The organism is Alcaligenes nematophilus, from assembly GCF_026344155.1.
GTDB lineage: Bacteria > Pseudomonadota > Gammaproteobacteria > Burkholderiales > Burkholderiaceae_B > Alcaligenes > Alcaligenes phenolicus.
In genome coordinates, this window is sequence record NZ_JAPKMZ010000006.1 from 146,854 (window position 1) to 161,824 (window position 14,971).

The 14,971-nt window shown below is 57.3% G+C and carries 13 protein-coding genes; 10 read left to right on the top strand and 3 right to left on the bottom strand.

Annotated elements, in window-relative coordinates:
• Position 1 precedes the first annotated feature (1 nt).
• The 4 genes from OSH04_RS16230 (at position 2) to OSH04_RS16245 (ending at position 4,021) form a co-directional block, all read left to right on the top strand.
• Complete coding sequence (locus tag OSH04_RS16230) at positions 2-802, top strand: SET domain-containing protein (RefSeq protein WP_035269291.1); 801 nt, start codon at positions 2-4, stop codon at positions 800-802.
• 328 nt (positions 803-1,130) lie between these two features.
• Positions 1,131-1,652 carry a TRAP transporter small permease gene (locus OSH04_RS16235; protein ID WP_060186573.1) on the top strand — a complete coding sequence of 174 codons (522 nt, stop codon included), beginning with the start codon at positions 1,131-1,133 and terminating at the stop codon, positions 1,650-1,652.
• Positions 1,649-2,950, top strand: coding sequence for a TRAP transporter large permease (locus OSH04_RS16240; RefSeq protein ID WP_035269297.1), 1,302 nt, complete (start codon positions 1,649-1,651; stop codon positions 2,948-2,950). Before OSH04_RS16235 ends, OSH04_RS16240 begins: the two co-directional genes overlap by 4 nt.
• A gap of 45 nt (positions 2,951-2,995) precedes the next feature.
• On the top strand, positions 2,996-4,021 hold the full coding sequence (locus OSH04_RS16245) for a DctP family TRAP transporter solute-binding subunit (protein ID WP_035269299.1): 1,026 nt from the start codon (positions 2,996-2,998) through the stop codon (positions 4,019-4,021).
• A gap of 291 nt (positions 4,022-4,312) precedes the next feature.
• On the opposite strand, the gene OSH04_RS16250 is transcribed toward OSH04_RS16245, so the two are convergent.
• Both OSH04_RS16250 and OSH04_RS16255 read right to left on the bottom strand, forming a co-directional pair.
• Positions 4,313-4,771 (bottom strand): PaaI family thioesterase, encoded by a 459-nt coding sequence (locus tag OSH04_RS16250; protein WP_035269302.1) that lies wholly within the window; start codon positions 4,769-4,771, stop codon positions 4,313-4,315.
• A gap of 146 nt (positions 4,772-4,917) precedes the next feature.
• Positions 4,918-6,420 (bottom strand): AMP nucleosidase, encoded by a 1,503-nt coding sequence (locus OSH04_RS16255; RefSeq protein ID WP_026483878.1) that lies wholly within the window; start codon positions 6,418-6,420, stop codon positions 4,918-4,920.
• A gap of 1,001 nt (positions 6,421-7,421) precedes the next feature.
• Between OSH04_RS16255 and OSH04_RS16260 the strand changes: the two genes are divergently transcribed.
• The 4 genes from OSH04_RS16260 (at position 7,422) to modD (ending at position 12,131) form a co-directional block, all read left to right on the top strand.
• A complete protein-coding gene (locus tag OSH04_RS16260) occupies positions 7,422-9,587 on the top strand; it encodes a malate synthase G (protein WP_254002528.1) in 2,166 nt (721 codons plus the stop codon).
• Between the two features lie 269 nt (positions 9,588-9,856).
• Complete coding sequence (gene modA / locus OSH04_RS16265; protein ID WP_266108853.1) at positions 9,857-10,567, top strand: molybdate ABC transporter substrate-binding protein; 711 nt, start codon at positions 9,857-9,859, stop codon at positions 10,565-10,567.
• An 11-nt stretch (positions 10,568-10,578) separates the two neighbouring features.
• Positions 10,579-11,232, top strand: coding sequence for a molybdate ABC transporter permease subunit (modB, locus tag OSH04_RS16270; protein ID WP_266108854.1), 654 nt, complete (start codon positions 10,579-10,581; stop codon positions 11,230-11,232).
• Entirely contained in the window at positions 11,229-12,131 is a 903-nt protein-coding gene (modD, locus tag OSH04_RS16275) for a ModD protein (protein ID WP_266108855.1), read from the top strand. The genes modB and modD overlap by 4 nt, the downstream gene beginning before the upstream one ends.
• Positions 12,132-12,378: 247 nt before the next feature.
• Here modD and OSH04_RS16280 read toward each other — a convergent pair whose 3' ends face one another.
• Positions 12,379-13,272: a LysR family transcriptional regulator gene (locus tag OSH04_RS16280; RefSeq protein WP_115634755.1), complete on the bottom strand. Its 894-nt coding sequence runs from the start codon at positions 13,270-13,272 to the stop codon at positions 12,379-12,381.
• A gap of 88 nt (positions 13,273-13,360) precedes the next feature.
• On the opposite strand from OSH04_RS16280, the gene OSH04_RS16285 reads away from it, so the two are divergent.
• Positions 13,361-14,107 carry a sulfite exporter TauE/SafE family protein gene (locus OSH04_RS16285; protein WP_266108856.1) on the top strand — a complete coding sequence of 249 codons (747 nt, stop codon included), beginning with the start codon at positions 13,361-13,363 and terminating at the stop codon, positions 14,105-14,107.
• A gap of 170 nt (positions 14,108-14,277) precedes the next feature.
• Positions 14,278-14,763, top strand: coding sequence for a PaaI family thioesterase (locus OSH04_RS16290; RefSeq protein ID WP_251197087.1), 486 nt, complete (start codon positions 14,278-14,280; stop codon positions 14,761-14,763).
• Positions 14,764-14,971: the final 208 nt, after the last annotated feature.

Sequence of the window (14,971 nt, forward strand, 5' to 3'; positions counted from 1 at the left end):
CATGGTCACTCAACGCCAACCCTGGCACGTCGTTAAACCATCCAAACTGCATGGCAATGGCGTCTTTGCGCTACGCGATATTCCAGCCGGAACGCGCATCCTGCAATATGCTGGCAAGCGGCTTACGCCGGAACAGGCCGATGCCTTGTTCCCCGTCAATCCGGATGAGCCTTTCCACACTTTTTTCTTTGCACTGAGCAATGGCAAAATTGTGGACGGTGGTCAGGGAGGCAATGATTCACGCTGGATCAACCACTCTTGCGCCCCCAACTGTGAAGGTCACGAGAACGCCGATGGCTCGCGCGTCTTTATTGTGGCCATGCGCGATATTCCTGCCGGGGAAGAGCTTTTGTATGACTACTCGCTGGTCATCGACGATGAAATTACCGAGGAGCTCAAGCAGAACTACCGCTGCCTGTGTGGCGCTCCCCAGTGCCGTGGCACCATGATTGCCCTGCAATCAGATCGCTCCCAGGCTGTTGCCGACGAGCTACGCGAAGTGGCCGCAGAATTGGATGCGGAAATGGAACAGGCCCGCAAAACGCCGGTTTCATCCAAACAAAAAGCCGCTGATCTGAAGGCCACTGCCATTAAGCAAGCAGAAAAGGGCGAGTCCGATCAGGATAAAGATGAGGACGCGGATAGCGATAAAGAATCCTCAAGCGAGAAAGGCAAAAAGGATAAGAAGAGCAAAAAGAAGAAAAAAGAAAAAGCCAAAAACAAGGATAAAAATAAAGACAAAAAGCCTTCCAAAAAGGACAAAGAAGGCAAAAAAGGGAAAAAGGACCGTAAAAAAGAGTAAGCTGTCCCCCAGCTTGCATTAGCCCAGGCTGCCTCACCGGCAGCCTGCACCCTTGCTAATCACCCGCACAGCAAGCCCGGCAACACCCCTGTCGGGCCTCTCAGAGCGCCACACACAGGCCCATCTGTCGTGCCGGGCCAGGTTTCAGACCTCATCAGCTAGGCGAAGCACCAACCCCCATATTGCGTGTGCCCTCGCCCCCATCCCTATCGTCTCTCCCCAGGCCAATGATGGCCCGCGGGTGCTATTGCACCGGGGGAAATTACTCACTGCCAGCCCCGTCTTTGACCGCTAGCATGTAGCTTTATTGCCAAATCTGACAGACCTCATGGATTCAAGTTCTACAGATACACCTGATAATCACGCCGCCTCGCCCGCCGAATCCGGCCTGCGTATTCCTTTGCAAATAGAAGACTGGGCTTCGGTCCTGATCATGGCGGCCCTGGCTTTAATTACCTTTGCCAACGTGTTTGTGCGCTATCTGACCGATAGCTCCTTTGCCTGGACCGAGGAAATCTCCATCTTCCTGCTGGTGGTCCTGACCATGAATGCCGGTGCCAGCGCCTGTGTGCGCCACTTGCACATTCGTATTGAAGTCTTTGCCGATGCGGGCACGGTGCGTCGTCAACGCCGCCTGGCCCTGTTTGGCATTGGCATGAGCCTGCTGTTCTTTGTCGGCATGGCCATTCTGTCCGGCCGCATGGCCCTGGACGAGTTCGAGTGGGGCGATACCTCGCCCTCCATTGGTGTCCCGACCTGGTGGTACAGCATGTGGCTGCCCATCCTGTCTACTACCCTGAGCCTGCGTTTGCTGGGCATGTGGGTGCGTCGTTGGCAGGCTAAATCATGATTGCAACCTTGCTGTTTGTCATCTTCATCGGCCTGATGCTGGTGGGCGTGCCGGTGGGCGTGTCCCTGGGTATAGGTGGTGCCTTTGCGATTTTGATGTCCAACCTGGATACGCACTGGTTTGGCCTGATGGCCGTGCCACAAAGCTTTTATGCCGGTCTGGCCAAATACCCCTTGCTGGCCATTCCCATGTTCGTGCTGGTGGGCTCGATCTTTGACCGCTCGGGCGTAGCCAGCCGTCTGGTGAACTTTGCGGTAGCGCTGGTTGGCCGCGGCCCTGGCATGCTGCCCGTCGTTGCCATCGGCGTGGCCATGTTCCTGGGTGGCATTTCCGGTTCCGGCCCGGCCTGCGCGGCCGCCGTGGGCGCGGTCATGATCGGCGCGATGAAACGTGCGGGCTATCCCGGTCCTTTTGCGGCCAGTATTGTGGGAGCGGGTGCAGCCACCGACATTCTGATTCCCCCCTCCATCGCCTTCATTATTTACTCGGTGCTGGTGCCCGAGGCCTCCGTACCTGCGCTGTTTGCGGCCGGTATGTTCCCCGGCATTCTGGCGGGGATTGGCCTGATTATTCCGGCCATCTGGCTATCGCGCCGTCACAAGCTGGGATTGGCCGAGGCCGAGCTGCCACGTCCACCATTCTGGCGCAGCCTGCGAGAAGCCGCCTGGGGCCTGATTGCGCCTGTCATCATTCTGGGTGGGATGCGCCTGGGCCTGTTCACCCCTACTGAGGCCGCTGTAGTGGCCGTGTTCTACGGCCTGTTCGTGGGCATGGTCATCCATCGCACCATCAAGTTCCGCGATCTTTTCTTGATCCTGCGGGAAGCCGCCGAATTATCAGCCGTCATCATGATGGTTGTGGCATTGGCCGGTATTTTTGCCTGGGCGCTGTCCACCCTGAGCATTATTGACCCCGTCACCAATGCCATCATCAATTCCGGTCTGGGCGAGTACGGCATTCTGGCGCTGATGATTGTCATGCTGATTGTGCTGGGCATGTTCCTGGATGGCATTTCGATCTTCCTGATCTTCGTGCCGCTATTCATGCCGATTGCCTACAACTTTGGCTGGCACCCCGTCTGGTTCGGGGTCCTGCTGACCTTGAACGTGGCTCTGGGCCAGTTCACTCCGCCAGTCGCCGTCAACCTGATGGTCGCCTGCCGTATCGCGGGCGTCCCCATGGAAAGCACCCTGCGTTGGGTAGGCTGGCTGCTGCTGGGCATGGGCTCGACCATGCTGCTCGTTATCGCTGAACCCGAGATTGCCCTGTGGCTGCCGCGCTACCTAGGCTTTAACTAAAACCACAAGACTGAAACACAACTCATAGAAAGGGAGACCTGACCCATGAAATTACGTCACATTCTGGCCACTCTGGCATGTACAGCCGCCACCCTGGCCGTGGTTCCCGCTGCCCAAGCCGCCTACAAATCCGAGTACAAGCTGTCCATCGTGGTGGGTACCACTTTCCCTTGGGGCCAAGGGGCGGTGATCTGGTCCGACCTGGTGCGCGAGCGTACCGATGGCCGCATCAATATCAAGATCTACCCCGGCACCTCGCTGGTACAAGGCGACCAGACACGCGAGTTCACCGCCATTCGCCAAGGCATGATTGATATGGCCGTGGGCTCGACCATCAACTGGTCCCCCCAGATCAAGCAGCTGAACCTGTTCTCCCTGCCATTCCTGCAACCGGATGCCAAAGCCACCGACGCTTTGATCAACGGCGAAGTGGGCAAGGACCTGTTCGGCTACATCGAGAAAGCCGGTGTGGTGCCTCTGGCCTGGGGTGAAAACGGTTTCCGTCAGCTCAGCAACTCCAAGCACGAAGTGACCAAGCCTGAAGACATGAAGGGCCTGAAACTGCGCGTGGTCGGTTCGCCGCTGTACATGGACACCTTCAGCGCCCTGGGTGCCAACCCCACGCAAATGAGCTGGGCAGATGCACAACCCGCACTGGCTAATAAGGCCGTAGACGGTCAGGAAAACCCCCTGTCCATTTACGCCGGTGCCAAGCTGTACGACGTGCAGCAGCAGTACCTGACCCTGTGGAACTACGTGTCTGACCCACTGGTATTTGTGGTGAACCGCGACGTGTGGAAATCCTGGAGTGAGGAAGACCAGAAGATCGTGCGTGAAGCCGCTATTGAAGCTGGTAAGCGTGAAATCGTGATTGCCCGTACCGGCATCACGGCGGAAGATCCTACCTTGCTCAAAGAAATCGAAAGCCACGGTGTGAAGGTCACCAGCCTGACGCCTGAGCAGCACGCTGCCTTTGCCAAGGCAACCGAAGGCGTGGTCGAGAAATGGACCAAGACCATCGGTGAAGACTTGGTGAAGAAGGCACGCGACGCGATTGCTGCCAGCCGCTAATTAGCTGGGTTTGAAAGACTGAAAGCCGGGCCTGAATGGGCCCGGCTTTTTATTGTCTGGCTGCCCCGCACAAAACAAACCTCATGAAAGCAGCAGCCTACGAGCGCAGCGTGGGGATACTTTCAACCTCCGGGTTACCCTCGAAGAAAGAAATGCCATAAATCGGCGGCACAACCTGAGGGCATTCTTTACAGCCTACAAATATCAAAAACCAGCTTCCTTCTGAGCGATCAGCAAGTCCAAGACACCGTGTCAAAGCACGTTGACCGCTGAGCCCCAAAAAAATCCCGCTTATTCCTTGAAGCGTATCGCCAGCATTTCACCCGTCGCACAAACTTCGCCATTCGCGCTAAGCGACAGGTCCACCCAGACCTTGCGTCCATCCAGCTCACGCAGCTTGCCTTGTACCGTCAGCTCTGTCCCCATTGGAGTGGGACGCCGAAACTCCACTTTCAGGGAGGCTGTCACGCAACGGATCGGCTCCTCGCTGGTGCCCATCTCGATATTCAGATCCCTATAGATGAAGGCTGCCGCAGAAGCAGTACCGTGGCAGTCCAACAAGGAGGCAATCAAGCCGCCATACACATGATTGGGCACGCCACCGCTGTAAATCGGCTTGGGGGTGTAGCAGGCCACGGTATCGTCGCCGTCCCAGTAGCTCTTAAGCTGATGCCCGTCGGGATTGTGTTTGCCACAACCGTAGCAATGGCTGAAGTTGTCGGCATAAAAATCTTGAAACGCTTTAACCATATGAGTATCTGCTGTCCTCAAAGAAACCAAGAGGCCGTGCTCCACTTGGTAGCCCGGCCTGCTCTCAAACCACTAAAAATGGTGAGTCAGTGCTACGAGCCAACAGCTCACCCAGGCGCAGAGGCACTGACAAGGCCTGCAATATCTTATTGAAACGCCGTTTCCAGGAAGCTGCGCAGCTTGCGCGAGTGCAGCCTTTCTTTGGGCATCTCGCGCAGCAGTTCCAGCGCCCGGATGCCAATATGCAGATGCTGGCCAACCTGACGTGCATAGAATTCGCTGGCCATACCCGGCAGTTTCAGCTCGCCATGCAAAGGCTTGTCCGACACGCACAGCAAGGTGCCATACGGGACACGGAAGCGGAAACCATTGGCAGCAATGGTGGCGGACTCCATGTCCAGCGCAATCGCCCGCGACTGCGACAAGCGCCGCACCGGCTCGTGGTGGTCTCGCAATTCCCAATTACGGTTATCAATAGACGCCACCGTACCCGTGCGCATGATGCGCTTCAGCTCCCAACCTGACAGCCCGGCCACCTCGGCCACGGCTTGCTCCAGGGCAACCTGAATTTCCGCCAGAGGAGGGATGGGCACCCAAGTAGGCAAATCCTCGTCCAGCACGTGATCCTGACGTACATAGCCATGTGCCAGTACGTAATCACCCAGGCGCTGAGTAGTACGCAAACCGGCGCAATGGCCCAGCATCAGCCAGGCAGCAGGGCGCAGAACGGCAACGTGGTCAGTAATGGTCTTGGCATTGGATGGCCCCACGCCGATATTGATCAGAGTGATGCCGGAATGATCGGCACGGCGCAAGTGATACGAGGGCATTTGCGGCGCGCGAGCCAAAGGCGAACCGGTTGTCGATGCATTCGCACCCGCCGGAGTGATGATATTGCCCGGCTCCACCAGATCTATATAGCCTTGATCATCCGCCTGCAGCACTTCACGCGCCCACTGGCAGAACTCGTCCACATAAAACTGATAATTGGTAAACAGCACAAAGTTCTGAAAGTACTCGGGACGAGTAGCGCTGTAGTGCTGCAAACGATGCAAGGAGTAATCGATACGCGGCGCAGTAAAAGGCGCCAGCGGCAAGGGTTCGTTATGCACGCGCTCCCACGTACCGTTGACGATGGCATCGTCCATATACGCCAGATCCGGTACATCGAAGTGATCGCGCAAGGTGTCACCGGGCGATTCAGGCACGGTTGTCACCGTGGACTGCACACCATTATTCAGGGCGAAATGCAGCGGGATAGGCACGGAGGATTCCCCCACTTCCACCTGCACACCGTGATTGCGCAGCAGCAGTTCCAGTTGCTCCAGCAAGTAATCGTGATAGAGGCCAGGAGCGGTAATGGTGGTCATGTACACGCCGGGCTCGACCACATGCCCATAAGACAGACGGCTATCCACTTCCTGATAGGTATCGACGCGCAAACGCACGGCAGGGTAGCAGGCTCTGAAGCGCTGCCCGCGTGGAAATCCGGTTTCCAGACACTGGGCAAAAGAGTCGCGCAAAAAAGCGGTGTTGCGGTCGTAAATATGGCGCAGCTGCTCCAAAGCCTGGCCGGCATCCTGATAGCCATTGAATGGAATCAGCTCCGGCGTGGACGTGATACGAGAAAAACCGCTGGGATCAGACATAACAAGTATTCCAAGGGGAAACAAAGACAAGCAGATCTGCAAGCATCATAAGCTGTTTATTGTTCCGCCTCCTACACGACTCCATGACAAATTCAGCCGCCTGATCCTGACGCTCACGCACCAGCCGAACAGACAGGCCTGACCGTCTGCCGCTTTCGCGAACCATCGCTCCCCAATACAGACGTTCGGCTATCGGTTTCGCCTGTGCTTAAAGCCATCACCCATATACCTTTGCAATGGCTCGCTTAGCGCCCCAGTGTCTTGCCGTATCCGAGCAAGGCAGCCCAGCCCCAGACCCACCCAAAGCAAATGTCGTTACTGGTTTTTGACTGAATCACAAGCCCCACTGTCCACACAATGGACACGACTATCGTTGGTTTTGAGACTGAATTTACTCACAGGCCCCATTTAAACAGGCAGCTTTACCCCGGTTTTAGGCAAATTCCATTTTCCCGGGATCAGGCAGGTAGAGCCCTGGCGCAAGCCCTTGACCCAAGACCCTGTTTTTATGCTAATGGCGCTAGACAAGCGGCTTGGCGGGCATATCAGGTATTTCAAGCGGGACCAGATGAGGCAGCTTATGATGGCAAGTGGAAGTCAGGCACGTCTTCTACCTCATATATAAGACTTGCCCAAATCCAGTAAATACATTAAGTATGTAGTCTTAATACTTTTAGTATTAAATCCAGCTAGCGTCAGTCCTTCATAATTTAAGTTATCCAACCTGGCAGTGTGCTCGGCATGCGTGTGAGACATAGCTCGTCATCGCGCAAATTAGCTTGTATTTAGGCTAATTTACAATGGGTTAGCGTATTTTAATGATTTTCGCTTCAAGCATTTGCTCGCCCTCTGATGTCATTTGTGTCCTGGCGCCGCGTGGGTTTTGTCACCCGCGATTTCAGCAAGATCTGAAAGTGCTCTTGACCAGGTAATTGCAGTTAGCAAGGCCGTTTTGGCCTGCCGCTGTACCGAATCACTTTTAACTATCAGCAAGGGTACACATGACCACTCGAATCTCCTGCCAGCGACTGCAAGTCGCCGAGGTGCTTCATCAGTTCATCGAACAAGAAGCCCTGCCCGGCACAGGTATCTCCTCCGAAGCCTTCTGGGCTGGTTTCGATAAGCTGGTCCATGATCTGGCACCTAAAAACCGCGCCTTGCTGGCCGAACGCGACCGCTTGCAAGTCGAACTGGACAAGTGGCACACGGCCAACCCAGGCCCCATCACCGATATGCCTGCCTACAAGAGCTTCCTGAGCTCCATCGGCTATCTGAAAGAAGCGCCTGCCGACGTCAAGGTCAACACGACCAACGTCGACACCGAAATCACCGAACAAGGTGGTCCTCAGCTGGTTGTGCCCATCATGAACGCACGTTACGCGCTGAACGCCGTAAACGCACGCTGGGGCAGCCTGTACGACGCGCTGTACGGCACCAACGCCATCCCTGACACTGACGGTGCTCAGCGTGGCGGTGGCTACAACGCCGTGCGCGGTGCCAAGGTTATCGCCTTTGGCCGTCAGTTCCTGAACGACACCATTCCTCTGGCTCAAGGCAGCCACGATCAGGCTACCTCCTACACCATCGCTGACGGCGCTTTGCGCGTCACCCTGGAAAACGGCGGCACCACCGGTCTGAAAGACGCCTCGACCCTGCTGGGTTACCGCGGTCAGCCCGATGCGCCTGAAGCCATCGTGTTCCTGCACAACGGCCTGCACTTTGAACTGCAGATCGACCCCAACAGCCCCATCGGCAAGACCGACCCGGCTGGCGTGAAAGACATCGTTCTGGAAGCCGCACTGACCACCATCATGGACTGCGAAGACTCCGTGGCTGCCGTGGACGCCGACGACAAGGTCCTGGCATACCGCAACTGGCTGGGTCTGGTCACCGGTTCGCTGACCGAAGAAATCAAGAAAGACGGCAAGGTCTTTACGCGCCGCCTGGCTGACGATCGCCAGTACACCGACTTGACGGGCGCTACCCAGACTCTGGCTGGCCGCTCCCTGATGTTCGTGCGTAACGTCGGTCACCTGATGAGCAACCCCGCCATCATTGACGGCGAAGGTCGCGAAATCCCTGAAGGCATTCTGGACGCCGTGATCACCACCCTGATCGGCATGCGCGATCTGGAACTGAAGAAGAACTCGCGCAGCGGCTCGCTGTACATCGTCAAACCCAAAATGCACGGTCCTGACGAAGTGGCGTTTGCCAGCGAGATCTTTGACCGTGTGGAAAGCCTGCTGGGTCTGGCTCCCAACACCGTCAAGCTGGGCATCATGGACGAAGAGCGCCGCACCAGCGTGAACCTGAAAGCAGCTATTGCCCAGGCCACCGAGCGTGTCGTGTTCATCAACACCGGCTTCCTGGACCGCACGGGCGACGAAATCCACACTTGCATGCAAGCGGGTGCCGTGGTGCGCAAGGCCGACATGAAACAAGCTGACTGGCAGCCTGCCTACGAGCGCAACAACGTTCAGATCGGCCTGCAATGCGGTCTGCGTGGTCGCGCTCAGATCGGTAAAGGTATGTGGGCCATGCCTGACCTGATGGCTGAAATGCTGGAACAGAAGATTGGTCACGTGAAGGCCGGTGGCAACACCGCCTGGGTGCCATCGCCTACCGCTGCCACGCTGCACGCCTTGCACTACCACCAAGTCAACGTGGTCGACGTCCAGAAGGGTCTGGAAGGCGACACCAACGACTACCTGGACAGCATCCTGACCATTCCTGTGGCCACTGACACCAGCTGGTCCGCCAAGGAAATCCAGGAAGAACTGGACAACAACGCTCAGGGCATCCTGGGTTACGTGGTGCGCTGGATTGACCAGGGCGTGGGCTGCTCCAAAGTACCGGACATCCACGACGTGGGCCTGATGGAAGACCGCGCTACCCTGCGTATCTCCAGCCAGCACATCGCCAACTGGCTGCTGCACGGCATCGTCACCCACGAACAAGTGGTTGAAACCCTGCAGCGCATGGCTGCTGTGGTTGACCAGCAAAATGCAGGCGACCCAGCCTACCAGAACATGGCCGGCAACTTCGAAGGCTCCTTTGCCTTCCGCGCCGCTCAGGATCTGGTTCTGAAGGGTCTGGAACAGCCTAACGGCTACACCGAGCCTTTGCTGCACCAATGGCGTCTGGCATTCAAAGCCGCTCAAGCCTGAAACACACGATGTCGCCCGGAGCCTGACTCCGGGTAACAGTGTCCCAAAATCCCCATCTTGCTGGTTCAGGATGGGGATTTTTTTCGCCTCCTAGTTCCAGATTTGTGGCAAAGAGGAAGTTGAGTCGTCGCTCGGCACAAGCAGCATTTCCAAGTCTTCAAGCAGGCTAAAGTCTCGGGGCTCCGGCTTCAGAGCGTGACGAACATCCCTGTCTGCTTCTTCTCGTTATAAACTCAAACTCATAACGAATTTTACTGACAGGAAACCCTATGAAATCTCTGCTGCTTTCTGCCGCCAGCCTGCTGGCACTGTCCACCACCGCTCAGGCCTCCGACCTGCTAATCGCTACTGGCGCAGGCTACCGCAAACCCGTCACGGAATTGATGGAAGCCTTCAATAAAGAAACAGGCCTGACGGTAGAGAGCAGCTTTGGCAATATGCAGCAGGTCCGGGCTCAGAGCGAGCAAAATCCAGACATTGCTGCCATTATTGGCGACCGCTTTTTTCTGGAACCCATGGGCATTGCCCAGCAGTTTGTGAACATCAGCCAGGGTGCCCTGATGCTGGCCGTGCCCAAGGGCAAGACCATTGATTCCATCCAGGACTTGCAGCAGCCCAGCTATGCCCGCATTGCTATCGGCGACGCCAAGAAAACCGTCTACGGCCGCGCCGCCACCACCTGCATGGAACGCGAAAAAATCCAGGCCGAGGGTCGCAGCATTGAAGTCGCCATGCTGCCGCAGGTATCCACCTATCTGCTCAATGGCGAGGTGGACGCCGGTTTCATCAACCGCAGCGAAGCGCTGGCCCACAAGGACAAGCTGGGCACCATCCTGCCCATGCCAGCCCAATGTCACGACCCGATTGATCTGAGCCTGGCCGTGCTCAAGGACCGTCCTGCAAGCCCTGCCTTGCAATCCTGGGCCCAGTTCCTGGGCTCGGACAAGGCCAAATCCATTCTTGAGCGTCACGGCCTGTGATGTCCGCCTGGATGAGCTGCTCCAGTAGCTCGCTGGGCCTGAGTGTATATGTGCTGGCCGCCACCTTGGTGGCCCAATTGGTTCTGGGGGTAACCCTGGCCTGGGTACTGGCCAGAAAGCGCTTCCCAGGCCACGGATTACTCGATTCACTGGTGAGCCTGCCGCTGGTTTTCCCACCGATTGTTATCGGTTACTTGCTGCTGCTTGCCCTGGGCAGGCAGTGCTGGTTGGCCAGTGCCACCGGCTGGTCACCCAATATTGTTTTTCAGCCCGCGGCCTTGCTGATCGCCGCCTTTATCGCCGGGCTGCCATTGATGGTCAAACCCGTGCAAAACAGCATGAACAGCCTGTCGCCACGGTTGCGTGAAGCGGCAGCCACACTGGGCCACGGCACCTGGTCCTACTTCTTCCGGGTGGAATTGCCCTTGCTGCGTCCTGCCTTGGCCACCGGACTGATTCTGTCAGGCGGACGGGCCATGGGAGAAGTGGGCATTTCGCTGATGTTGGGTGGCAATATCGCAGGTCGTACCGAAACCCTGTCTTTATCTATCTACAACGCCGTCCTGGATGGCGACACAGACTGTGCCAATGCGCTGTCCTGCTTGCTGGGGCTGACGGCATTAGCCTGCTTTTGGGCGCTGCGGCGCTACGGGAATCAAAAATGACGGTTTTTTTTGAACAAAGCCAAATCGACCAATGGATTGGCGAGGATGCCTCCTACCTGGATCTGACCAGCCACATGCTGGGACTGCACAACCAGAACACCACACTGCGTTACGTCGTGCGTGACCATATCCGCGTGGCAGGCACTGAGGAGGTGGCCGAGATTGTGCGCTCTTGCGGCGGCCGGACTCAGCACTACACCCCCAGCGGTGTGGCGGCCATGCCCGGCCAGACCATTTTGCTGGCACAAGGCCCCGCCAAAGCCTTGCTGCGCGCCTGGAAGGTCGGCCAGAACCTGCTGGAGTTTGCCTGCGGCATCGCCACCCTGACACATCAAGTCGTGCAAGCCGTGCAAACGGTAGATGCCTCGGTGGCTGTGCTGACCACTCGCAAACATGCGCCTGGGGTACGCAAGCTGGCCTTGAAAGCCACACTATCGGGCGGAGCCATGCCGCATCGGCTGGGACTGGGCGAAACCATTTTGATCTTCCCCCAGCACCGCGCGCTGATGGGTGGCTGGGAGGAGGTGGGCCATGCGATTGCCCGTCACAAATACGCCTTGTGCGAGAAGAAAATCGTGATTGAAGCGGCGGATCTGGACGAAGCCTACAGCGCGGCTCAGGCGGGTGCGGACGTGGTGCAGTTCGACAAAGTCCCGCCCGAGACCCTGGCACAAATTGTGCCTGCGCTGCGCAAAGCGCATCCCAACGTCACCATTCTGGCAGCGGGCGGGATTCATGCAGGTAACGCAGCCGCCTATGCCGCAACGGGTGTCAATGCCTTGGTGACCAGCAGCCTGCACTACGCGAAACCGGCCGATATTGGAGTGAAGATCAACTTGGCAGAGCCAGCAGAATCGCAAGAGCCGCTTGTTGCCAGCAAACTGGAAGGGCTGGAATAAGGTCACCGGCCGCTCACTATTTGTCAGCCTGGCCCACTAGGGTGTTAAGCGAAAACAAAGAAGGTGAGCTCCGGCATTAGAGCCAGTCATCAAACGACAGAGTTGCAAAGCACCAGCAATAGAAAAACAGATCGCTGAGCCCGCCAACAAATGCGGAAACCAGCACGAACCTTACGCCTGGCATCTGTCCCCTGGCTGCTTGGAAAGCATGCAGCTCCGTGAACACGTTTCCACAAAAAATGTGGACTCAAACAGTCTCCTTAGACCCCAAATGCTGCAACAAGCGCTGCATGGGTTTGGATAGGGCGCCCCAGTCCTGATAACACAGGCACAAGGAGCGCTTGGCCCAGGCGTCACTCAAAGGCCGCGCCACAAAGCCATGGCGACGCTTGTAGCGGCTGGCTACGCCTTGCGGCACAATCCCCAGGCCCACACCGTGGGCCACCATCTGGCACAGCCCTTCGAAGGTTTTCATACGGATGCGCTGCACCCAAGCATGGCCTGCTGCGCGAGCATGTTCGTCCAGATGGTCTTGCAGGGCATTACCCGGCATCAGGCCCACGAAGGGCTCATGCAGAACATCCTGCAAGCTCAATTTGCTGTGTGCCGCCAAGGGGTGAGCCGCAGCCATAATCAGCACCAGATGATCCTTGGCAACCGGCTCCAGCACCAGCCCCGGTGCCTGCACTGCATCCGACACCACACCGGCCTGGGCCAAACCGGCGGCAACCGTACGCACAATATCTGCGCTGGTACGCTCTTTCAGCTCGATATGCAGATTCGGCCGTTGTGCCAGCCAGGGTGCCAGGCGGGACGGCAGAAAGTCGGTTAAGGCCGCCGTATTCGCATACAGGTGCAAAGTCCCCCGCGCTCCAACAGCGAAATCCTGCAACTCGCCTTTCAGCAGATCATGCTGACGCAGCATCAAACGGGCATGGTGGGCCAGCGCCTCGCCTGCCTCTGTGGTGACGACTCCCCGTGGCAGACGCTCCAGTAAAGCAACGCCGGCATCATCCTCGATACGGCGCAAACGCTCGCTGGCCGAAGCCAGAGCCAGATTCGCGCGTACCGCCCCCTGTGTGATGCTACCTGCATCCACAATGCTCAAGAACAAATGCAGATCGGCCAGACCCAGTCGCATCACCACTCCTGAAAACCTTCGGATAAACCGAAGGATAGCGCCTTAAATCCACATTGTGTGCACCTGCCTGCCACGCTTCAATACAGGCATGCACGAATCTCTCTCTTTCCTTCTTCTGCTCAGTGCCATCTTCCTGATAGCGGGCATGGTCAAAGGCATTACCGGCATGGGACTGCCCACGGTCGCCATGAGCTTGCTGGGTCTGGTGATGTCGCCCGCCTCGGCCGCCGCCTTGCTGGTGCTGCCTTCTTTCATCACCAATGTCTGGCAATGCTTTGCCGGGCCGTCCATGCTGGCTTTGCTGCGCAGACTCTGGTCCATGATGCTGACCATTGTGCTGGGCACGCTCTGGGGCTCAACGCTGCTGGCCAGTACCTCACCACAGCTATCGGGCATGGCCTTGGGCATCGCGCTGCTGGTGTATGCAGGCTATGCGCTTATCGCCCCCGCCCTGACCGTGTCGCCCCGCTTCGAGCCCTGGCTGTCACCCTTGATTGGTCTGGTGACCGGCGTGGTGACCGGCATTACCGGCGTTTTTGTGATGCCAGCCGTCCCTTATCTGCAGGCCCTGAATCTGGATAAAGACGAGCTGGTGCAAGCCTTGGGGCTGTCCTTCACAATCTCCACCATCGCGCTGGCTGGCGGTCTGTTCATGCACGATGTGTTCAAGCTGAACCAGCTGGGCATGTCCACCTTGGTGATTGTTCCGGCTTTGCTGGGTATGTGGCTGGGGCAAAAGATCCGCGTACGCATCAGCCCGCGCCGCTTCAAGCAATGCTTGCTGCTGTTTCTGGCGGCCCTGGGTCTACAACTGATTATTCGACCTTTTATTTAAGGCTGACCGCAGCATGACCCTCTCCGTTTGCGACGTGAATCCGCCGGTGCAAGCGCTTTTAAGCTAAGCCACCACACTGACAACGTCATTCACTATGTATTGATCCGCCAAGAGCCACCCTCACGGCCAGCACCACATTCTCAAATCGCCTAGCAACGACTGGAGCCACCATGCCAAGCTCATCTCGCCACTTACCCGTACTGGAATATCTGCAACGCCAACTGAATGGCACACTGGCCGAAGGCGAGCACACGCATATGCGTTACCCCACCGCGATTTCCCGGCTACTGAACTTTCGTATTACTGCTATAGATGAAGCCAGCGCCACGCTGGAACTGGACGCAGACGCTGCCTTGCATGGCAACCAGCAGGGCACGGTCCATGGCGGCCTCTTGTGCGAACTGGCCGATGCCGCCATCGGCACGGCCCATTCCACCTTGATGCAGGAAGGCGAGAGCTTTACCAGCATTGATCTGAAAGCCACCTTTCTGCGGCCAGTCTGGCTAGAGCGGCTGCAAGCCCATGCCTGGGCCACGCATCGCGGGCGCAGCATCAGCCATTACCGCTGTGAAATCCAGCGAGAAGACGGCAAGATGATTGCGACAGTGGAAAGCGCCGTCATGACCTTGAAAGGGGATCGGGCCCAGGGGCGTTAAAACTCCTGCTGCCGACTTCTTCAAGCCTCAACCACAGCACCAAGAAGCAGACAGCTTCTTTTAAACTTAAATAAAATAGAAAACTGGCTATCTATCTGTAAATAAATAATATTCTGAAACCGACCAGCCCCGATCAGGGATAGCCCCCATGCCCACCCAGCCGCTCAACTTTTACACTAGGCGCTGGTCACGCGCATCCTTATGCTCT